This window comes from Pedobacter sp. MC2016-24, assembly GCF_015223055.1.
In the GTDB taxonomy this organism is placed as follows: Bacteria; Bacteroidota; Bacteroidia; order Sphingobacteriales; family Sphingobacteriaceae; genus Pedobacter.
In genome coordinates this window covers 81,280-103,808 of sequence record NZ_JADFBX010000010.1, presented here as the reverse complement: position 1 = coordinate 103,808, position 22,529 = coordinate 81,280, and the positions used below count along the sequence as shown (strand labels likewise).

At 37.9% G+C, this 22,529-nt stretch carries 21 protein-coding genes; 1 reads left to right on the top strand and 20 read right to left on the bottom strand.

Annotation, left to right across the window (positions count from 1 at the left end; all coding sequences use genetic code 11):
• The first annotated feature begins 70 nt into the window (after nucleotides 1–70).
• A complete protein-coding gene (locus tag IM797_RS20330; RefSeq protein WP_194129018.1) occupies nucleotides 71–760 on the top strand; it encodes a VIT family protein in 690 nt (229 codons plus the stop codon).
• Between the two features lie 192 nt (nucleotides 761–952).
• On the opposite strand, the gene IM797_RS20325 is transcribed toward IM797_RS20330, so the two are convergent.
• The 20 genes from IM797_RS20325 to IM797_RS20230 all read right to left on the bottom strand — a co-directional run bounded on the left by IM797_RS20325 (nucleotide 953) and on the right by IM797_RS20230 (nucleotide 22,502).
• Complete coding sequence (locus IM797_RS20325) at nucleotides 953–1,309, bottom strand: hypothetical protein (protein WP_194129017.1); 357 nt, start codon at nucleotides 1,307–1,309, stop codon at nucleotides 953–955.
• Between the two features lie 22 nt (nucleotides 1,310–1,331).
• Complete coding sequence (locus tag IM797_RS20320) at nucleotides 1,332–1,697, bottom strand: helix-turn-helix transcriptional regulator (protein WP_194129016.1); 366 nt, start codon at nucleotides 1,695–1,697, stop codon at nucleotides 1,332–1,334.
• 237 nt (nucleotides 1,698–1,934) lie between these two features.
• Nucleotides 1,935–2,660 (bottom strand): AraC family transcriptional regulator, encoded by a 726-nt coding sequence (locus IM797_RS20315; RefSeq protein WP_194129015.1) that lies wholly within the window; start codon nucleotides 2,658–2,660, stop codon nucleotides 1,935–1,937.
• A gap of 96 nt (nucleotides 2,661–2,756) precedes the next feature.
• Nucleotides 2,757–4,676, bottom strand: coding sequence for a nucleoside-diphosphate sugar epimerase/dehydratase (locus IM797_RS20310; RefSeq protein ID WP_194129014.1), 1,920 nt, complete (start codon nucleotides 4,674–4,676; stop codon nucleotides 2,757–2,759).
• A gap of 23 nt (nucleotides 4,677–4,699) precedes the next feature.
• A complete protein-coding gene (locus tag IM797_RS20305) occupies nucleotides 4,700–5,704 on the bottom strand; it encodes a GNAT family N-acetyltransferase (protein WP_228098992.1) in 1,005 nt (334 codons plus the stop codon).
• Between the two features lie 35 nt (nucleotides 5,705–5,739).
• Nucleotides 5,740–6,243, bottom strand: coding sequence for a GNAT family N-acetyltransferase (locus IM797_RS20300; protein ID WP_194129012.1), 504 nt, complete (start codon nucleotides 6,241–6,243; stop codon nucleotides 5,740–5,742).
• On the bottom strand, nucleotides 6,240–7,214 hold the full coding sequence (locus tag IM797_RS20295; RefSeq protein WP_194129011.1) for a hypothetical protein: 975 nt from the start codon (nucleotides 7,212–7,214) through the stop codon (nucleotides 6,240–6,242). Before IM797_RS20295 ends, IM797_RS20300 begins: the two co-directional genes overlap by 4 nt.
• Before the next feature lie 12 nt (nucleotides 7,215–7,226).
• On the bottom strand, nucleotides 7,227–8,030 hold the full coding sequence (locus IM797_RS20290) for a phytanoyl-CoA dioxygenase family protein (RefSeq protein ID WP_194129010.1): 804 nt from the start codon (nucleotides 8,028–8,030) through the stop codon (nucleotides 7,227–7,229).
• Between the two features lie 21 nt (nucleotides 8,031–8,051).
• The gene (locus IM797_RS20285) at nucleotides 8,052–9,095 is read right to left on the bottom strand and encodes a GNAT family N-acetyltransferase (RefSeq protein WP_194129009.1); all 1,044 of its coding nucleotides are present in this window, start codon (nucleotides 9,093–9,095) and stop codon (nucleotides 8,052–8,054) included.
• Between the two features lie 29 nt (nucleotides 9,096–9,124).
• A complete protein-coding gene (locus IM797_RS20280) occupies nucleotides 9,125–10,267 on the bottom strand; it encodes a glycosyltransferase family 4 protein (protein ID WP_194129008.1) in 1,143 nt (380 codons plus the stop codon).
• A 101-nt stretch (nucleotides 10,268–10,368) separates the two neighbouring features.
• Nucleotides 10,369–11,721: a polysaccharide lyase family 1 protein gene (locus tag IM797_RS20275; RefSeq protein WP_194129007.1), complete on the bottom strand. Its 1,353-nt coding sequence runs from the start codon at nucleotides 11,719–11,721 to the stop codon at nucleotides 10,369–10,371.
• Nucleotides 11,722–12,185: 464 nt separating this feature from the next.
• Entirely contained in the window at nucleotides 12,186–13,271 is a 1,086-nt protein-coding gene (locus IM797_RS20270) for an NAD-dependent epimerase (protein ID WP_194129006.1), read from the bottom strand.
• Between the two features lie 27 nt (nucleotides 13,272–13,298).
• A complete protein-coding gene (gene asnB / locus IM797_RS20265) occupies nucleotides 13,299–15,167 on the bottom strand; it encodes an asparagine synthase (glutamine-hydrolyzing) (protein WP_228098991.1) in 1,869 nt (622 codons plus the stop codon).
• On the bottom strand, nucleotides 15,142–16,221 hold the full coding sequence (locus tag IM797_RS20260) for a glycosyltransferase (protein ID WP_194129005.1): 1,080 nt from the start codon (nucleotides 16,219–16,221) through the stop codon (nucleotides 15,142–15,144). Before IM797_RS20260 ends, asnB begins: the two co-directional genes overlap by 26 nt.
• Before the next feature lie 11 nt (nucleotides 16,222–16,232).
• Complete coding sequence (locus IM797_RS20255; protein ID WP_194129004.1) at nucleotides 16,233–17,306, bottom strand: RimK family alpha-L-glutamate ligase; 1,074 nt, start codon at nucleotides 17,304–17,306, stop codon at nucleotides 16,233–16,235.
• Nucleotides 17,281–17,775, bottom strand: a complete 495-nt coding sequence (locus IM797_RS20250) for a hypothetical protein (RefSeq protein WP_194129003.1) — start codon at nucleotides 17,773–17,775, stop codon at nucleotides 17,281–17,283. The genes IM797_RS20255 and IM797_RS20250 overlap by 26 nt, the downstream gene beginning before the upstream one ends.
• Nucleotides 17,776–17,830: 55 nt before the next feature.
• Nucleotides 17,831–19,036, bottom strand: coding sequence for a histidinol-phosphate transaminase (locus IM797_RS20245; RefSeq protein WP_194129002.1), 1,206 nt, complete (start codon nucleotides 19,034–19,036; stop codon nucleotides 17,831–17,833).
• Nucleotides 19,014–20,198 (bottom strand): glycosyltransferase, encoded by a 1,185-nt coding sequence (locus IM797_RS20240; protein ID WP_194129001.1) that lies wholly within the window; start codon nucleotides 20,196–20,198, stop codon nucleotides 19,014–19,016. Before IM797_RS20240 ends, IM797_RS20245 begins: the two co-directional genes overlap by 23 nt.
• On the bottom strand, nucleotides 20,191–21,414 hold the full coding sequence (locus IM797_RS20235; protein ID WP_194129000.1) for an O-antigen ligase family protein: 1,224 nt from the start codon (nucleotides 21,412–21,414) through the stop codon (nucleotides 20,191–20,193). The genes IM797_RS20240 and IM797_RS20235 overlap by 8 nt, the downstream gene beginning before the upstream one ends.
• The gene (locus IM797_RS20230) at nucleotides 21,411–22,502 is read right to left on the bottom strand and encodes a glycosyltransferase family 1 protein (RefSeq protein WP_194128999.1); all 1,092 of its coding nucleotides are present in this window, start codon (nucleotides 22,500–22,502) and stop codon (nucleotides 21,411–21,413) included. Before IM797_RS20230 ends, IM797_RS20235 begins: the two co-directional genes overlap by 4 nt.
• Nucleotides 22,503–22,529: the final 27 nt, after the last annotated feature.

The window sequence follows — 22,529 nt, the reverse complement described above, 5'->3', positions numbered from 1 at the left end:
GTTACAGATACATCTAAGAAAAGATAGCCGGGGTAGTGTATCCAATATGATCAAAGAAGGAAAGCATAGTATGGAATTAGAAGAACATTACACCAATAGAAGTGGCTGGTTAAGAGCTGCAGTTTTAGGTGCCAATGATGGCATTTTGTCTACAACCAGTTTGGCTATTGGTATTGCAGCCGCCAGTAGCACTAGAGAACCAATCGTTTTGGCTGCATTGGCCGGACTAGTTGCCGGCGCTTTATCCATGGCTGCAGGCGAATATGTTTCTGTGAGTTCACAATCAGATATCGAGCATGCCGACTTAAAAAGAGAGAAAAGGGAACTCGAAAACATGCCCGAAATTGAATTGCATGAATTAGCCAAACTTTACCAAAAAAGGGGACTGGATGAAAAACTGGCTATTCAAGTAGCTCAACAGCTTACCGATCATGATGCCTTGGGCGCACATGCAAAAGATGAACTGGGCATCAATGAAATTTCCCAGGCAAAGCCTATGCAAGCTGCTATGGCATCAGCAGCCTCGTTTATCACGGGGGGAATGCTTCCGATGCTGGTTTCCATCTTTGCACCCCTAAACCTCATGGTCATTTACCAATATGGTTTTTCTATTATTTTTTTAGCAATTTCAGCGTTTATTGCTGCAAAAGCAGGTGGTTCAAATATACCTAAAGCGGTAATCAGAATTTGTTTTTGGGGTACTGCAGCCATGTTAGCAACAGCACTTGTCGGCTATTTATTTGGGATTAAAACGACATAAATTAATATATCCGGATTGAAATTAATGTTTAAGTTTTAGATGACCTTAAACACGAGAGCCAACAACTCAAACTACACCTTTCTTTTCATACTCATTTTCACATTCAGGTCTACTGAGTTGTATCGTAATATCTCCACAAAAAAAGTCTGTTCAAAACGAATTGAACAGACTTTTAAATAAAATTATATTTTTTCAAATGTGCTTTTCTGCATCCAAATCCTCTAAAAGCTTTTTGAATGATTCTAGTAAGGTCATATAGCGATCCATCCAAATAAACAGTAATTTTTCATCTTCGGGAAGCATGTTGAGGTTAGATCCCACTTCAATTTTCTCAGCAATATGATCAACTTGTGTAAGTTCATGTGAAAAATCATAGTTTATAGCTATGCCGATACCTAAAATAACATTTCTGGCGAGTTTTTTTTTTGCAAACCAGTTGTATAATGTTCTTCGGTCGACATGCATCTTTCTGGATAATGCACTTATACTAATGTGTTGTCGGCGAATCGCTAATTCAACAACTTCACCGGCATTTTTTCCTGCTAACATAACAATAAACTAAGACTAAGTGTCAATGATGATAATCTTTCAATCCGTGTAATAGCTTTTTATAATCCTTAAGCAACTCCATATATTTTTCCATCCAATAGTAGGTCGAATCCGGAGCATATTTTTCCGCATTCAAGGGTGAATCCATTTGACGAACATCATCGTTATGATATCGATGAATTTTAAGTTCATGATGAAAATCTACTGTGAAATCATAATTAATTACAATCCCTATTCTCTGGATCACATCCTCATCTAATTCTTTCTGTTGAAACCAATTGTATAACGTTCTTCGGTTAACATGCATCCGTCTGGACAATTCACTAATATTGATATTTTGCCTCCTTATGGCCAATTCAACAATTTCTCCTGCATTTACAATTTCCATAGTTGTTATTTTTTAAATACATCAATTATTAATTAGGAATTCACGAGTAGGGAGATTTCATTAGAGTTATTGCGGTGAGGATCGAGTTTCAGATAAAAGGATCATAGTAATAACTTCAATAAGATTTGTATTCAAATATATACTATTAGATTAACGCTTTGAACCTACTGATGTTCAAAAAATTGCTGTTGATGCTCAAATTGTTATTGCATTTTACATACATTTATTCAAAACAGGTTAATCTGCCTTTTTAACAAGATACTTTTTAAAGCAGGAAGTGAAATTTGCCGGGTTAGCAAAACCCAGTATTGATGCGATTTCTTTCTTACTGCAACCATTCGCAATGAGGTTTTGCGCAAATTCCATTTGCAAGTTACGGTAATAGGAATAAGGGTTTGCTTTATAGGTACTTTTAAAGCTACGCATAAGTGTAGAGACCGAGAGGTTATGTTCTTCAGCTAAAAAGTCAATTGAAGGAAAATCGTTCAAAATCTGCGATTTTAGATAATCAGCTACCTGATGAATTCTGTTGTGTTGCTCTATGATGTGCTTAATTACACGGCCTCCTTTCAATCCAATAAGTTTTTGATGCTGAATTTTCTCTTCCAGGTTTTTAAAATTATTAATATGGGCAAAAAAACCGTTTGCCTTACCATTTTCAAGGTCAGGATATAAAGTTACCATAACTTTATATTTTGCCTCTGGGCGCAAACGTATAATCGATTCGTAGTTCTGCGACTGCCCGGCAATAGTTTGCTGAATATATGGATAATGCTCATAGTACCTGCGCCCCAATACATCTTTTAGGTTTAAACGACCGATGAGTTCATCCCGTTTTTTATTTAAGAACTTTAGTAACTCATTATTTGCAAATTGACAGATTAAGTCTTTGTCCCAATAAGAAAGTAAAACAGTCTTATCAGATTCATCAACACTTTCAAAAATTGTAAACCTGGTTGCCATAAATTTAGATATTAAGTTATGTTCAAACAACGGAAGAAGAATTAAATATAATGATAATATAAGACATTATGTGATATAAAATTAAGATTCTAAAAATCAATTTAATTGATTAGACGCATTGACATTTAACTCCATAAAACTAGAATTCATGCTGATGTAATCAGGTAAGATCTGTTTCATTTTTTTAACAATTTCACAGTCAGCACCATAATCAGTTAAAGAGATCAACTCGGCAATTTCATTTTGCACATACTGATGAGGATAATGTATCACCTTAGATATCTTAATTTTTTCGTTATACGTTGGAAGCACCAGTTCGGTTTTATTAAGCAACTCCTCATAAAGCTTTTCTCCGGGCCTCAGACCAGTAAATTCAATATCAATATCCTGGTAAGGTAAAAGTCCAGATAGCTTGATCATCTTTATTGCAAGGTCTAGAATCTTGATTGGATTTCCCATATCAAATATAAAAATCTCCCCACCATTTCCCATAACGGATGCCTCCAGAACAAGTTGAACTGCTTCTGGAATAGTCATAAAATAACGTGTTACATCAGGGTGTGTCACAGTTACCGGACCACCGTTTTCAATCTGAACTTTAAACCGGGGAACAACAGAACCATTTGACCCTAAAACATTTCCAAACCTCGTTGTAATGAACTTTGTAGTTTGAAAAACATCGTCCTGAATGGGATGAAGCGATTGGATGTACAGTTCTGCCAGACGTTTTGAAGCACCCATCACATTTGTTGGGCAAACAGCTTTATCTGTAGAAATCATAATAAATTTCTCAGTCCGGTAAGCAATGGCCAGATCAGCAAGATATTTTGTTCCCTGAACATTTGTCAATATCGCTTCCGAAGGATGGCTTTCCATCATCGGTACATGTTTAAGCGCAGCAGCATGAAAGATGATCTGCGGCTGGAAAGTTTCGAACATATCTTTCAACCTGCCCTGGTTTCTTACGCTTGATAAAAAGATATGGCAGTGTTGGTCAGGATACATTTCTCTAACTTCCAATTGCATTTCATGTAATGGTGTTTCAGCCTGATCGCACAAGATCACAAGCTCAGGATTACAACTTAAAACCTGGCGTACAATTTCAGAGCCAATCGACCCCGCAGCTCCAGTGATTAGTATTCTTTTACCACAGAGTTCAGAAATGATGCTTGCTTTCTCCAGACAGATCGGATCGCGCTGCAACAAATCTTCAATTTTAAGATCTGGTAACCTGTTTAACTCTAGCTTGCCTTTAAGCCAATGCGAGGGTGCAGGAACAGAAGTTACCCGTATGCCAAGTTCCATACACTTTTCTACGGCTAGTTTACGTCCCTCTATATCTAAACACTCTTCCATCACAATCATTTTATCCACGCCAAATTTCGCCTTGATAATGGAAATATCAGAAATGGGAAAAACCCTTTTTTGTTCTATATATTTATTAACCTTTCCAGGGTCGTTATCTATAAATCCAATAATTACAAAATTATTTTCCGGATAAGCATCCAAACCTTGTTTAATTAACAATGCAGACCGATCAGCACCAAAAATAAGCAGCACCTCCTTACCTGTATTTTGCAATGTTTTCAGGTCATGATAAATGAGCTTCACGCCAATACGTAAAACAATCAGCATAGATACGGAGATAAAAAAATCGATGATGAGCATGGTAATCAACCACTGTCCGTTCAGCATCCAGTTGGGCAATTTTGCAACATAGACAATGGCGAAAAATAAAATTCCAGATATAAACACAGCTTTAAAAACTCTAAAAAAATCTTCAACATTAGAATACCTGATGATACCAGTATGAATACGCATCATCGTAAACACAATAACAGATACCACGCTGTAAACAAAAAAATAGGGTAGCATGTGCCTATCGAAAATCTCACCGTAATGCGCTTTACTTACAATGACAAGTGTAATGGCAAGGGCAGTAGTAATGATACATTGATCTATAAATAGAATCACCCATCGGGAATAAACTTTTTCACTAAAAAAGAGCTGTTTCATTGCAGAGTTGTTTAGGTTAATAATTATATGTTTTTTGTTTCCAATCGGTATAATGGAAAAAAGTCGACGTCAAGGTTCCGGTCAATATTTTTTTCGCACATTAAGGCATCGTATTGCACTTGATCGGCTACAAACCGCCAGCTTTTATAATTTAATGTCAAGCTGGAGAAATTTCTCTTCCACCTGAATAAGGAATCCTCTTTAAAGCCCAGACCACTACCCAGATTGTAGTAGCTCATCCCCAATTCTCGTCCAAAAACGGTGACTTCATCAATTAACAACTTTGCAGGTGAATCAGACAAATACTCTGTTCTGGTACCCAGCAAATGAGCCTGCATAATTTTGTTGGTACAAACGATCAAAGCACCACTTACCGGATAATTATTCTTATTATATACAAGGAATAAGCGAGCGTCAAACTCTGTTGAATTCAACAGACTCTGAAAATACTTTACATTAAAAAAATAGGATAAGGAAGCATTCAACCGCAGCATATTAGAATTATAAATCGCCGCAAAGTTTTCGACATCCGCTGACGTTTCAGACTCTTTAACATAATATCCCAATTTCCGGAGTTGCTTGATTTTCCTAAGCATTCGTGAGTTGTAACTGGCCCTTTGATTTTCTATAGAAGTTTTTAAATCAATAACCACCACCTTTCCATTGTCAAATACATTACTAAACTCTGTTATCAATGGCGTTTGGTAAAAAAATGGGTGTAACCTGGAAAAAACAGTAACGATCTTTTCTTTTCTTAAATAGCCCATAAAGGCTCTTTTAAAATTAGCCATAAACTCGCCGGAAATCTCAGAGAAACAAACGTTAGAAATGGGACCACTATAGCCATAAACACAACTACAATCAAACAATGTTGTTTCTGGAATTGCCCGTTTTAGTAAAGGTATAGCAATAAAGGTATCAGTATCGTCGTACACAAATAAGAAGGCTTGCGCATCGTCCGGATCGAGCATATGGTAAGTCCAGGTGTGATAAAAATCGAAGTCCTTCGCCCGATATACGTAATTCATCCATTCATTTTTTTGGCTTAAAGTGAGAATTTGTATCATGCTATGTTTTTCTGAGTTTTTTGATAAACATTTATTGTCAGCCCCAAAACAATATAATTTTTACTATCATCAACAACTTTAAACCCCTGTCTCTTATAAATGGTCATGGCAGCGGCATTGGCTTTATTCACTTCGAGAAATATGCGTTTAAGTTGTAATTTAGCAAATCCATAGGCTAACATGAGCTGTAATGCCTGCTCACCAAATCCTTTTCCCCAACAATCTGTTTCTCCTATAAACAGATGAAAATCAGCTTCTGAATTTCTAATGTTAATGAGTTGAACATTGCCGATATATTGCCCCGAATGTTCAAGACAAATGGCGAAACGGGCTTCATCTTTACGTTTTAAAACATCAGACAACCAGTCATTTTCAATTTCGACTGTAATTGCGCCCTTTGGTACAAATGGCGTGAATTTCCAGATTTCTGGATTGTTCCTCCATTTATAGGAAATATTGGCATCAGTTAAAGTCAGGGGTCTCAAGAAAACATCCATCATAGCAAGGGTTTTAAGACATTTAAAATTCTGCGCATGTCAATATGCGTATAGCGGTGGTCAATTGGGAGTGCCGTCAAGTGATTGGTCAAATAATGTTCAAACATTTTCTTTGTCGTCCAATCCAGCACATTTGGCCAGTATGTGGCCACATATATGCGGTTTTCCAACAGCCGCTGTTTAATTTGCTTCGAAGAGCTTACAAATGGGTAAACCATTGGACCATTTAATGAAGACGCGTCAAAAGAGTAATGGTTGATGTCACCTAATACCTCATGCAGAAACATAAAATTGGAATTCCTTCTATATCTGCAGGTCTTGTAATCTACTCCTGAAAGAATCCGATTAGTCAATAAAGACATACCTCGAATTGGATTATTGGATAATGACACGTTATTTTCCAGATAAGCAGCATAACCGCTTTCAATCCCCTGATCTATACTGGTTATTAAATGAGAAAATCGGCCCAATGAATGGTCTCTTTCCAATTTCAGCCTCATCTGACTATCCATATGCAAATAAGCTCCATCAGGCACACCAAAAAACTTACGACAAGAGTAAAAAGTATCTACCCCAGGTAACGGTTCAGAAAAAAAGGCTTGAGAGTTGTCGACGATTAAATTCTTATATTGCTTACTTAAAAACTTTATGGTATCCCCTTTCAAACCAAAGTAATTGGTATAAAGGAAGCCCACATGATCACCAGGTTCAAAATCGATCACTGGATCCATAGCTTCATTGATGGTGTAAAACTGGTAGGATATCCCCAATTTCCGCAAAGGCTCCAATAATACCTCACAGGTGAAATATGGAATAAAGACAGTTTTATATCCCCTAACTTTTAAAATATACTCGAAGGCATTTCTACCGGTATTTAATTTCAATAAAAGGGGGTAGAATTCAGCCGATTTATTCAACTGTAAATCTAAATAACCGCCGATAGGTTTTACTCTGCTTAAGTTGATTTTTTTCATGAGTCGAAACCATTAACCTTGTCCAGGCTGGTACATTCTTTTCTCTACTGGCTGATAATATTCAAAGAGACTTACAGGAACCCTTGAATTGTATCCGATTATTTGCTTTAAATCGTCGTTGAGATTTTCAGCATAATCATCGCCAAGCATTCTTGCGTAGTCCATTTGTTGTTTAAAAAAGGGCCTTGTAAAAGCCATGGTTAAGGCCCTTCTTGGTCTGTTAGTCTGATTAGTTCCGGCGGCATGCCAAAGGTTAGAATTAAATAAAACAATACTCCCTTTTCTTGCGATCAGCCGCTCAGCGCCTGCGTAAAACTCAGCTTCTTCAGGTTTATGCTCACGACGCTGAGAGCCAGACAGAAAATAAGTAGCTCCATTTTCTGCCGTAAAATCGTCTAATAAAACCATCATTTGAATCATTAGATTAAAATCCGGGCTGTACGTACGGACATCCCGATGGATATTCTGCACATAAGCACCCGAATTTTGCTTATTGATAACTGCTCCCAAAGAATTGAGGATGTAATTACCCCCTAAATAATGTCTGATTACTTCATTGCCATATTTTTGCGACAAAAACCTAAGCGAAAAATTATCTTTTTCAACCAAATGATGAAGTGTTCCACCCATATTCGCTGAAATTCCATTCTGAATCTGGATTTTTCTTCGGATAAAATAAGCTGCATCCAGAGAGTCGTTTATCTGATCTACAAATGCGGGTAACAATGCATTTTCATAGACAATCCATCCACAATTTTTAATTACGGAATCGAATACAGTAGTATTCAATCCTGAATAATCGAATTTATTGTTCATACGTTTTAAAATTTATTGGGGTTAAAAAGTCTGTTGTTTGACTTGACGGTATATTGGAAAATACCGGGACTCTGGATTCAATTCTGCACTCCGTTTTTCAACAAGCTCATTGTATGCTTGGTTGTTCGAGACAAAACACCAAATCTGGTCTCTGATCCTGGTATTTGAAAAATGGCTTTTAAATTTAAAAAGGGAATCTTCTTTTCCTCCAACCCCACCACCCAAATGAAAAATCTTTGCTCCAACCTTTCTTCCGATCAGGCTAATTTCATCAGTCAATAATTTACTAGGAGACTCATTAATGTACTCCTGTGCAGTGGCCGAAAGATGATTTCTAATCAGGTAACTGGAAACCAGCAACAAGGCACCACAAATTAGTTTCTGACCATCGTAAATCAGTATAAGTTTATTATCAAGTTCTTTACTGTTCAGTAATCCCACAAAGTAGTTGTAATCAAAATAATAATTTGGTGCAGCACTTAAGCGTTCCATATTTTTATGATACATCATCGTAAAATCGCGAATCTCAGCTTCTGATTCCGCTTCTTTGATGATGTAATTTTCCGACCGTAACTTACGGATCTGCCTCCAGAGCCTTTTGTCGTAATTTGACCTTTGTATTTCGATCGGCAACGAAAGATCCATATAAATGGTACTTCCATTGTCACATACCCCACCAATCGTACTCAATAGATCATCCTGAGCGATAAAAGGATGCAGCCTGGAAAATACACAGATACATTGCTCCGTGTCCATAAACTCCTGAAATGATTTTTTAAAATTCGCCTTCCTATCATCTGGAATATCTGATAAAGGTAAATTTGAAATGGGTCCTCCATAGCCATAAATTGATGTCACATCAAAAAACTCCGAATTTTCAATTTTACGCTTGATTAAGGGTAAAGCTATGAAATGTGGACCTTCTTCATAAACAAATAAAACAGGCTCTCCTTCGGAATTAAGTGTGTGATAATGCCAGGTATGATAAGCTTCATGAATCAGGGAACGCAGCACAAAAGCGTCCCAATCCGTTTTTGAACGGACAGCAAAATGGTGATATAACATTGGCTTGGTATTAGTTAAGTAAATTCTATTTATCGACCTTCAATAATCTGGACCATTTGCTCATTGACTTTATTCACGTCAAATTTGTCCTGTGCAAACTTTCTGCCGTTACTCCCAAATCTGATGATATCAATGGGATGCTTAATGTAATATTCCATTTTTGAGACGAGAGCCGGCACGTTTTTAACTGGCACCAGAAATCCATTAGCTTTCTTTCTAAGTGTATTGACGGTTTCTCTGCATCCGACTGAGTCGCTTGTAATAACCGCCCTACCGATTGCCATAGCCTCCAGAATGCATCTCGGAATTCCCTCCCCATAATAGGAAGGCAAAACAACAACTGATGACGCCGTAATTTCCGGTCTAACGTCAGCAATTAATCCAGTATATTCAATGATGCCGGATGTCTTGATTTCCTCAAACAAAAGGGGATCAATTGCATCAATATTTTCTTCATATGGACCAATCAACTTAAAGCTAACTTCTGGAAATTGTCCCTTTACCAACTTTGCAGCTTCGTAATATTCCTTGATCCCTTTGGCATTAATTAAACGGGAAATCATAAGGAAGCTGATCCTGGTTATGTCAGGCGAGGAATAACAATAGTAATCCAGGTCAACACCAGAACCATTAACGATAAACACCTGGTTTGCTTTCGTAATGATTTTCTGTTTTAGCAGCGTTTTATAATCGTCCTGATTCTGTAGAATAAGCCGACGCCTTCTATTGGCTTTTAAACTCAGCTTCAATAATTTTTTTGTGATGGTACGAAGCAGATTTTTCCGTTCGTCCGTAAAGTTATAGCCCAGGCCTGTCAACATTGATGTGATACAAGGTACCCGGCAAAAATTGGCTACCAGTGAACCGTAGATCACAGGCTTAAAGGTATAAGGAAAAAATACGTCTGGTTTAATTTTTTTAATTAAGCGATATAAAGTCAGGATATATTCAAAATCGGAAATCACATTTACCGTACTTGGCATCAATTGATTTTCGTAAATATTGACACCCATTTTAACCAGCTTATCCCGAATGGCCTGTTGAGTGATGACCGGTGTAAAAAGCACAACTTCATGTGTTTCTAGAAGCCGCTCCATTAACTTTCCTCTGAAATCTAGTAGAGAACGTGGGGAATCACAGGAGATCAGGATCCTTTTGCTTACTTTTTCCATATGAATTGATTGTTGATTTTATGTATCAAAGGTCAGTCTGACCCTTTCCATCAGACTGACCTTTACACCTAATTTATCCAATCATGGAATGTATGATGGCTTTATAGGATAGCACCAGATCCGGCAACGACCACAGCAGGAACAAGTTCCGCAGCAATCAGTTCTGATTTGTAGTCATAAGCTGGAACCCAGGTTGAAGCTGCAGTCGAAATTCTGTTGTTACCGCTATTTTTATAAATATTTGTAGTGGCACCACTGATGTAGCCAGGCTTTGCATTGTATTCTGTAAAAATAGGGATAGCCTGATTTTCAAAATAGTTATTATCTGTTCTAACCGTTGCCCCCATGGTTGCACCAACGCCATAACCACTGCCATTTGACATGTAGTTATTGAATACGTGCATGTAACCAAACCGAGTACCCGGCTGTCTTTCAGATACATTATAAAAATAATTTTTATATACTGTAACCCTGAGGTGACCAATATCATCCGTATTTTGATCCCCAAAACCAATAAGCATAGGGATATGATTATCATGAAGCCTGTTCCAGGATAAAGTTACGTAATCTGCTCTTCTCCCCACATCAAGTAATCCATCGTAATAGTCCCAACCATGATTTCTGTCTGATGATAAGTCACAATGGTCCACCCATACATGATGTGCTCCCTCTTTAATCACGATATTAGAATAAGTAACTACATTCCTGATCGTCATATTTCGTATAATCACATTGTTGGTTCCATACATCAATAAACCTACCCCCTCTAAACTTGAGCCCTTCTGCCCAAGTATGGTTTTATTGGACTTGACATTTAGAAAACCCGTACCGGTAATCTTACCAGAAACCTGTATGATTAAAGGAGAATTGGATTCCACTGCACTTTTCAATGCAGATAAGGTGCTTACAACTAACGTTTGCCCGCCTGCACCACCAGTAGTAGTTCCGTCAACCATAGCATAGCCGATAATTTTCGATGTAGATTCTGAGGGTGTTGTAGTCGGAGGAGTAACGGTATTCGGTGGTACTTCTACAGATGCACTGCCAAATGTATACGTATATTTTCTTCCGTTTTTTCTAGGATCAGTATTGTCAGAAGAAGAGAAATAGAGATTCCCAGCCCAATGACTGAAAAGACCTTTACCTTTCGCCCTGATATCGGCATGGAGGGCATGTCCCGGCCCAAGTTCTTTACCATTTTCAAAAATTCGTAAAGTGGAAGCCGAAGAATTATTTTCTGAATCACTTGTAGCTCCCAGATCTGAATAAACCTTATAAGCAAAACCACCATCACTGGCAACATTGCTTAGGCTTAGTATTTTTTCAGTTGTGGATGATTGGACAGCGGAAAGGTCTGTCACGATTTGATTGGTTGGAGCATCAATTTTTGCCGCATCCGAGTCTTTTTTACATTTACTAAAAGTAAACAAAACTAAAAGTAACAGGAGACTCATGGGCAGTCGATTTGTTGAATTGTTTTTTCTTACCATATGTTTTTTTGATTTATACAATGGTAACGCTAAAAAACTAGCCCTTATATACTCAAAAAAATACGGAATTAGCTTTGTTTTGGCTAAAGCAAAGGACATTACATCTGCATCAGGAAAATTGACATGTCAAATGCCTTAACTCAAAACATCATAAAAACTGATCTGCATCACATCTATTTTCCCGATATGATAACTGATAAAATTTATAATTAGAAGAAAAAATAAAGTTCGAAATTTTTTAAACCCAGTTTTTTTTACGTAAAACTTCACAAAATGTGTTTTTTTTTATAAAAAGATAAATTGAAGATCATCTGCCGACAAATCGCATTCGCTATTTTGTAATTTTTCTGTCAATTTATAACAGATTAAAAATCTAAAAAAGCAATTAGCTAAAAAAAGTAATGAAAATTCTCTTGTACTAAGCGTTTTCAAACTGCCTGAAGTATCTTCTCTGTGACCGTTTCAATTGGATAAAAATTAGTGTACCAATCCACAAACCGTTCTATGCCTTCAGCAAAAGATGTCTTAGGTTCGTAGCCTGTCAATCTCCTGGTAGCTCTAATATCGGCCCATGTCTCCAATACATCTCCATCTTGCAATGGCATATAATTTTTAATGGCGACACGTTTAGTTAACCGCTCCAGTTCGGTAATAAAATCCATCAAATTTACGGATTCTCCCCGGCCAATGTTAAAAATACGATAGGGTACGTTTGAAGTGGAAGGATCGGGTCTCAAATCATTCCAAAAGCGATTGGCTTTCGCTGGCCGGTCTATAACTTTAGCTATTCCATCCACAATATCATCGATATAGGTAAAATCTCTTTTCATTTCACCATTGTTATAAATATCAATTGGTCTATTTTCCATAATGGCTTTAGTAAATAAATAAAGTGACATATCCGGCCTTCCCCATGGTCCATACACCGTAAAAAACCTTAAACCAGTTGTTGGCATCTGAAACAGATGGCTGTAGGCATGTGCCATCAACTCATTACTTTTTTTAGACGCAGCATATAAAGAAACCGGGTGATCTACACCCTGACCAACTGAAAATGGCATCTTTTTGTTCAATCCATAAACACTGGAAGAACTGGCATACACGAGATGCTTGATGTTATTTACCCGACAGCATTCCAGCACATTCATAAATCCCATAATATTGGAATCAATATATGCTTTGGGGTTTGTGATACTATACCTTACGCCGGCCTGTGCTGCTAAATTACATACAGCATCAAAATGACAGTTCTTAAACACCTTTTTCAGTCGGCAATGATCTGTAATATCTAACTTGATAAATTGATACTTTGGATAGGTATCACTTGCAACTGCTAACCCGTAACTGATTTTCTGTTCATCAATTCCAGTCTCCCTGAGTCTGCCATATTTTAACCTCACGTCGTAATATTCATTTATATTATCAAGGCCAACAACTTCATCGCCCCTATTTAACAAATACAGAGTCAAATGAAACCCAATAAAACCAGCTGCGCCAGTTACCAATACTTTCATAATTTTGAGATTAAATGTGAAAAGAATTTACTGCGGTAAGTTTTTATACCAAACTTCCAGACTAAATACACAGAATAGTATTTTCGCTCTTTTTTCATCAGAAACTTTAATTTTTCTATCAATCAGATCTTTTATAAAATCCTTTCTGATGATTTTTTCATAAATGGTGTGTCTAGACAGCAGATAATGTAGCATAACCGCTTTGAGTTCTTGATCAACCCATTTTTTTAGGGGTATTTCAAATCCCCTTTTGGGTTGATTAACCAAATCGACCGGTAAATATTTTTCAGCAAGCTGCCTTAAAATCACCTTGGTAGTAGCCCCTGTAATCTTATGCCGATCCGAGAGACCGGGGGCAAATTCAAGCAAATCCTTACCTAAAAAAGGACTTCTACCCTCTAATGAATGGGCCATTGTGGCAATATCCATTTTCGGTAGTAACCGGCCAAACAGCATCGATTCAAAATCAATAAGGAGCATCTTTTTAAGTGCTGAAATATCATAACCATTGATGCGCTCGATGTCAGCGCTGATGTTTTCCATCAAGGGATTTTGTAAAAACATATCTTCAAAACCTACCATAATATCGGAAGATGCAGAACAATACATTTGAGTTAAATCATCAAAACCTGCAAACTTCAGCAAACGGTAGAAATACGTATAACTACTCTGTTTATGATTGGCCACGGGTAAAAGATTAGAAATCAATCTGGAACTACTCCTGGTCAGGCTACTTGCATTAAAAAAATCAAATTGCCTAAAAGGAACATACCTCCTGTATCCCCCAAAAAGTTCATCCGCACCATCACCGTTAAGTACCACTGAAATGTGCTTTTTAGCTTCACGTGCTACATAATAACTGGGTATTGCAGAATTGTCCGAATTAGGCTCCCCGTGATTGTTAAGTATTTTTTCAATATGACTACCGAGGTCTGAAAAGCCAATCTCTATTTCTTCATGTTGCGTATCGTATTTCGCTGCAACCTGGGCGGCCAGGACTGACTCATCAAATTCCCCTTCAACTTTCACGGTAAAAGTCCTGAGCTTGTTTACCTGCTGTGCTGCCATGGCAGTAACTAAGCCACTGTCAATACCTCCACTCAGGAAAGATCCAACAGCAAGGTCGGAACTATTAATCCTCCGTTTGACTGAAGTTTGCAATAAGGAGTCAAGCTGAAGTATTGTATCTTGCTGGTTTAGGTCATTTTTAGCCTTGTAATATGTTTCCATCTGGAACCAGCAAATCATTTTAGACTGCAGTGTCTGGGTATCTATTTCCAGATAATATCCATTTTCCAGTTCATCAACCCCTAAATAAGGAGTTGCTTTTCGATGAAAATGGCCCAGATAGAGATAGTCTGCCAGCGCGGCATAATTAATTTGGGGTTGCGCAATCTGATATAGGACATTCAATTCAGAAGAAAAAATGTAACTATTGTCTGAAGTAAGTATATACAAAGGTTTTTTTCCGGCCCGATCCCTGGCGAGATACATTTTTCTGTTTTTAGTATCATAAAGTGAAAATGCAAACATCCCATCAAATTCTTCGAGCATTTCCATTCCCATAAGCTCAAACAGCAATAGTATGGTTAACGTATCGGAATTTGATTCAGCTTTTAGGTTGTATTTTTCACGAAGTTCCATGTGATTGTATATCTCTCCGTTAAACACAATAATCAAGTCCTTGTATTCCATAGGCTGACACCCACTTAAGCTTAAATCCTGAATAGACAACCTCGTGTGATAAAGCTGAACATTATCTTTAGCCTGATAACCATATTGATCTGGACCGCGATGACGCAGCCCTTCAAATACCCGTTGATCTGCAATTGAATTACGATAATTAACTGTTCCAAATATTCCGCACATCTTATGGTTGTTTACAAGTTGTTTCATTGATCAATTGCATCCAGCGTTTCATCACCTGATCTTCGGCAAAATTGGCACAAACATATTCCCTTCCCCTTTCCCCAAGCATGAAGCGTTTTGCGTCAGACATTTCCATGATTTTAAGCATGGCCGTAGCCATCGCATGTTCATTTTCACTTTCACAAAGAAAACCACAGGCGGCTTTAGTCACCAATTCATGATTGCCATCTATATCTGTCACAACCACTGGTTTCGCCAAAGCCATGGCTTCCAGTACGGCGTTGGGCATACCTTCCGAAAATGAGGAAAGGACAAATGCATTTGCATCTTCTAAAAAGGATCTTGGGTCTGATTTGAAACCCAATAAATTTACGTGCGACGATATGCCAAGTGAATTAATCATTTCTTCAGGCCATTGCTCGCCATCAGGTTTACCCAGGATGTTCAGTTGAAAATCATGGTGCTTAATTAGCGCAACCGCCCTAAACAAAGTTTTATAATCTTTATTCCACCTGAAATGTCCAATACAAATCCATTTAAAAGGAAGGTTCGCCAATTGCGCTTTTGGTTTAAAGTTTGAAATGCTGATGCCATTTTTGATAATCCGCCCCCCCCTTACGCACAGGTTTTTCTTTTCAAAATGCTGCTTGGCAGCTAAAGAATTGTAAACGATGACATCATCCAAACCCGATGTCATACGGAAGGGAACATACCATTTGGCTGGTATAACCGATATTCTGATACTTGAAATCAGTTTAAAATTAGTTCTGAGTTTCATCACTCTGGCGGCAATAATCGCCACAAACATGAATGCCAATACCACATCCGGTTTGAAGTTATCAATTGTCCGGCAAAGGGCGTTAACATTTGAAAATGGTTTGCGAATCCAATTGTTTAAAAACAACAGATCACATCCGCATTCCTGTAAAGCACCATCAAACTCATCAATTCCTTTCATGGAAATCAACAGGACTTTATGGTCCTCTGTTTGTAAAAACCGAGCTATTTTAAGCAATTGACTTTCTGCACCACCTTTACTCATCGAAGGTGTCAGAAGTATAATTCGTTTACGTATGTCCATATGACTGAGTTTTAAAAGCTGGCTTTTGAAAGTTCTAGCTGCTCATCTAAATAAGCATTCACCTGTTTATCCTTGATACGGAATACCTCCGCCACATACTTTGCATCCCATGACCTAAACAGTCTGAACTTTTGCTTGTAAAAAGCATAAGCCTGCTTCCCAACATCAATGTTCGGATTGGGCTGGTAAAAAGGACTAACTTCAAGATATAAGGGCACAGTATTGAGGTCATCATTTTCCCAGGCAATATCAAAGGCGCCGGTTGTCATGTTCAGCGAGCGAAAGGTCTTGAGAATGTGCTTCGTCCATTGATCAGGGAAGGACACAAAGTCAACCTGACTACCATAACTCGTTGACGTTGGCCTCCAGTCTTTTTCCAGATTGATGCGCCAATAGTGCAATACAATTTCTTCGTCAACCAGAATCACTCTCAAATCTCTGCGCATGTTAATCAGCTCCTGAACCACAATCTGTGCATTTTGATTTTTAAAATCTGGCTTATCAGCAAGTGCTACAATATCCACCCAGTCCGAAACTTTGTATAAGCCCTCTGAGGCACAAGAATGTTCTGCTTTGATCAAAAAAGGAAATTCAAATGGGTCATCAACCAGTTCATTTAAATTATGGATAATCTTAGTTTTCGGCGTATGTACATCAGCCCGATTAAATACATGGTGCATGTAGGCCTTATTTTCCCATAACCTGGCTTCATTGGATTTAGGAAAAATAACATTATTTTGAAATTCAAGTTGCCGGGTTATATGTGACAATATACTGGTATAGTCGTCGAACTTGTAGATATTATAAACACTGCTCATCGAAAAAAATATCTTCTTATCGTGGTATTTACCGATGCCTTTTCCGAAAAAAATGCAAAAATTTTCACTCCTGCTCAGCAATCCAGAGATGGTTGCCATATCCCAGATGAAAGCATCTGTTCCTAAATACCGGAATGAAAGGCTTGGTATCCACAGCAGAATTTTACTAGTCGAATCATACTGTTTCCAAAACTGCAGCCAGTTGATCAGGGAGATGATCTTAGTAATACGTACGAGTCTTTTAAGAACCTTGGTTATCGCCTTCATAAACTGAATTAATTAAATTGATTTGCTCAACGCCCATATAAGTAATGGGTAATTTATTTAAGCTATAAATAAGGTCACTATAAAATAGCACATTCCCGTGTTCATGATTATAACTCAAATCATCTAAATAGACAACATTAAAACCACCATCTACCAAATCATTAACGTAAGATATTTTTTCAAATGCATTGGAAACGAGTATAAGTTCATCTGCTAAAATCCCGCATGACAAAAGCCATTTTTTGGTGGTATAATACTTAAAATAACTGCGTGCGGACAAAAAAACGACATGTTCATGATTTCTGAGTTTACTCATTACATATTTACGCATACCAATAAAAACTGATAAGGATAGATAACGTTGATGCTCGCTACGATATACATAATTTTGAAGCGATGGCCAGGTATCAGCCAGCGTATTGTCAATATCAACCAGATAAACAGTTCCTCCAGGCTCACTACTCTTCAAAAAACGTTTAAAACGAAACTTAAAGTAGTAATCAAAACCATGGTATATTACCATTCTAATCAACCGTTTCATTGACCAGATAACTTACGGGTTTTTCAAGAATACAAGCACTAATGGAGGCTATGATATACTCATTTTCAGCTTTAGATCTGGATGCAAGCCTGATAAACTCACCTTGAAGCCCTATTTTATCATCGCAGGTGCGAATGTAAATCCCATAACTGATCAGTAACTTCGATACGAAATCTGCTGATTTCATCCCATCCTTCAATTCAATCAATACAAAGTTTGCCATACTGGGGTAGACTTTAATGTGAGGCAGTTCCTTCAATTGTTCAATGAATTCAAGCGTCTCAACGATATATCTTATACGTACGCGATCGTACTTTAAAGCAAAATCTTTATCGGTATACAGCCTGAAGAAATATTCTGCCAGTCCATTAGAATTCCACAAGTATCCATTACTCAGCAGTTGTTCAACATATTTTGCATTCATAATCCCGTAGCCTGCACGTATACCCGCTACACCAAAATCTTTAGACATACTTTTGATCACAATCAGGTTTGGATATTTTTCGACAAGATGAGACAAAGACACCAATTGAAAAGCTTCATTTTCGTAGGCGAAATGAATAAAACTTTCATCAATAATGATATTGGTAACAAAACAGAGTTCTTCTAAAATCATCTGGACATCCGCAATCCGCGTATAACCCCCATTTGGATTGTTCGGATTGATCAATACAATGGTATCCGGACGGTGCAGCTTTACCGAATCGATGTATTCCCGAACATCAAGGTCATAACTATTTCCTTTATCCAGGTTATTGTAAACCACCTCTACTCCAGCCTTTACGTATTCATAATACGAAGAGAAAGTAGGAATATTGATCATGATTTTTCGAATGGTAAAATTGTGAATCACCGCTTGTATAATTTCAATAGCGCCATTCCCGATAAATATATTTAAAGGGTTTATGTTCAAAAAAGCACCCAGCGTTTCAGCAATCACGCTATTTTGCGATGGATAACATTCCAGTAGCTCCCTGATCTTACCATTTCTAAGTATCTCTTTATCAAAATACTCGATAAAGAGATCGGTGGCATACGGATTGGATAAAAAACAGGCATCTACCTTAATTTTAATTTCAGGTAGCTTCTGTTTAAACGTAATGATACTAGGCGAATGTGATCCGGCTTGTGCTTTAAGAAGCTCAAGTTTCTTCGCTATTTTCAGTTCAGAACTGGTGAAGTTTATCATGTGAATCTTGATTTATAAATAATTTTAACGAGATATCCGTATTCCCGGCACTATTGAGCATTTTCACGTAAGTGTTCAAATGGTTTTCTGCTGAAATCCCAATGTGGTATTTCTCATAAAACTCCAACACAATTCTTTTTTGAATGTCTTGCTTGCAGGCACTATACAGCGCCCTTTTCAACGTTGCCAAAAAGCAAGCTACACTAAGGTCTTGGCTGATAAATCCGGTCACACCATCTTCAATCATTTCAACCATTCCGCCAACCGGAGTACAAATCGGAATGCAACCCAATGCCATAGCCTCAATGATGGAGATTGGCATCCCTTCAAAAGCGCTTGACAAACAGAAGGCATCTGCAATACACAAGTAATCTGCTACATTTGACTTACCTCCTAAAAATTCCACATGCTTATCATCCCCGGCAATCCCTCTTAAGGCTTCAAACAATGCCTGATCCTGTACACCTCCAATAATTAACAGCCTGATTTTTACAGCCTCAGTATTATTGAACTGCTGAACGGCCTGCAGCAAGAGCTGCTGGTTCTTCTCTGCCGAGATTCTACCGATGTGAACCAACAAAAATTGCTTCAGATCCTGTTTATAAACAGAAGATATTTCCTGATAATGGTCAGAAACAACAGGCAAAGGCCGGGCATTTTTAATGAGCACGTCATTACTCATGCCATAGTATGACCGGTATGTTTTACTGCCATTTTCTGAAATGGTAATTGGAACCACCCTATTCAGCCAAAAGCAGATCTGCCGGATTGTTTTGATAAGTAAACCCGGGCATTCTTCTCGGGCAACATTGTGCAGTGTATGAAAAAATAAAGCACCTTTATCCTGTAAACGAAATAGAGTAAGATACTCAAAGCTGTTCATGTGACTGTGAACGACATGCGGCGCTAGTGCCTTAAGCCATTTTGTCAATGTGAGTAATGCCTCCAGACTAAACCCTGTAGGTTTGTTCAGTGAGATGTAATTCACTTCCGGATTAATCTCATTAACAAAACTTTCCTCCGGATCATTTTCGCTAAGTGACAGAATGTAAATCTCAAAACGATCATGCCTCGACATTTCATTGCAAATATCTATCACAAAGCGTTCGGCCCCGCCCCTTCCCAATCGGCCAATAACATGTACTATCCTGATCTTAAGCATAGGACGGCAGTATTTCAATGGTGGACTCAAGTACAACATCGCTTTGCATTTTATACAAATGCAGCATGCTGAAATACAGAAAAACTGTAGGCCCATCTGCACTGATCAGCCAAGGATTGTGAGAAAGTGCATTTATAGAAATACCCATAAACGCAAAACTTAAGCAAACCAGCATTCCATTCTCTGGTCTGCGGATGAAGCATACAATATTGGCGAATATTAAACTAACTTTATAATAGATAGCTCCTAGTAAACTCAATCCCAGGAAGGGTCCCAGGTAGGTAAAAAACATCAAATATGCATTGTGAGAAGTAATGCCTGAAGAAAACACATAATCTCTATAAATTACATCGCCCCAGTTTTTACCGTAAAAGATCAAGCCATACGGGTAATCCATATAAATGCGTAGGTTTTCCTCCGCAAGGCCAGCTCTATTGTACTGTGCGTCATTGTGGTCATTTTTCGTCATGATGTTGTCTACAACATCCAAATGTTCTTTCAGTAGAAAGTTGTAGAAAAGCAATCCCGTACCTACCAATAACAGCATCACGACTATCGATTTGAGACGGTAATACAAAATCACAAAAACGAATGCCGTAACTACAAAAGCAACAAATACCGAGCGCTGCATACCCAGAAATAAGAAAATCAGACAAACAATCAACACCAACAACCTGATCAGCAAAGCTTTTTTAAATACACATGTATAGACAAATGCGAAAGGACATAAAGCAGCCAGATGGTATCCAAAACCAAATTGTGTAAGTGATATTCCAGCTGGAGTCTGAATTACTTTATCCCCAAGAATAAACTCCCGGATCTCATTGGTTTCGGCCACATAAAAATGATTGAATACCATCACCAGACCAGAAAAACTCAGGAGTATGAAAAAGATCAGGATCGATAACTTAAAACGCATCGGACTTTTACCAACAAAAAAATTAAAAAAACCGGCACAAAACACAATAACCATCAAATTGGCAGCAAAGCCCGAGAAATCTGAAAGCCCAACTACATAGTATAAAAAAATAGCTACGCTCAACAAGATCAGTTCACGCGTGTACATAAAAGGGCCATCATATCTGGTTTTAAAAAAGAATATCAGCGGACATACAAATAAAAGCGGGGCCGGAATCCGGAAAGTCCCCGTCATGAAAATACCATATGATAAAGTAGATAAATACAATATCATCAAACAGATAACAATGATCTTCATAGCGAATCAGTTAAATCTATATTTCTTTTTAAAGCTTCAACAAAGCCTTGTCCATCCAGCATCATTCTTTGATAATATTCCTGGCCGCATTGGCCAATATGTCTAAGACTTTTATAATTGTCAATCAGGTATTCTAAAACCTGTTTTAACTCGGTCATTTCCCAGGAAAGTGGCACATAGGTCTGCCCCGGCAAAAACACATTCGGAAAAGTCTGCAAATGATCCATACTGGGTTTGACTAAAATTGATCCCGAAATCATACTTTCAAAATCACGATAACAGATCTCCCCCCAGCCATAAGGACTCACACTAATTTTAGAAGCCCGCAACTCCTTCCAATACTGCTTTTTACTCACATTTACCCCTGTGGCGATATTTAACTCAAGCTCTTTAAAACTGTTCAAAAGATGTGTTCTTTGCGCAAAAACGCCCTTCTGCCCGGTATCAGTGGCATGAATGGTACCATGAAAAGCTAAATCATACTTTCTCTCGCTGATTACCGGCGAATATTTAAGCGGATAAATCTGATAATTCAGATAATTGCTTAAACGGCTCATTTTGAAACCAAAGTAGCGATAGTCGTTATAGGCCAGGTTCCATGCCAGTCCTATTTTAGGTAACTGGTTCACCGGACAAGCCTCGAAAACGCTACTTTGGTGCTCCTTTTTGTTCAACCATATCCTAAGGTCATTTCCCTGATTGGCTGAAGTGTAATAGTTTTTATCTTTTAAGATTTGTTTTTTCAGAAATACATCCACGTATGGGATCAACGGAAAATCCTGAGATCCGGAAGAATCTGCTGCGTCGAACCAGATCAGCCTCCCGGTATATCTTTTTACCCGTTTTAAAAAGGTAAACAATTCTGCCTGATTGTGTGTATCTCTCAGTTTGATGTTTTGCCACCCATACTCGAAATACCTGGAATGTAGCATTAAATAATCTCCGCCGTAAAGCCTTTTATCATTAATATCAAAGTAAAACTCCACCTTGATATCATTTTCAATCAATAAAGACCGCCATTTGTAAAGCGGATGCGTCTCACCGTAATACCTTTTTGCCGGCCAGTCTAAGATCTTTAGTACTTTCATTGTAAGTGATGAAGCAATCCTGAGTTT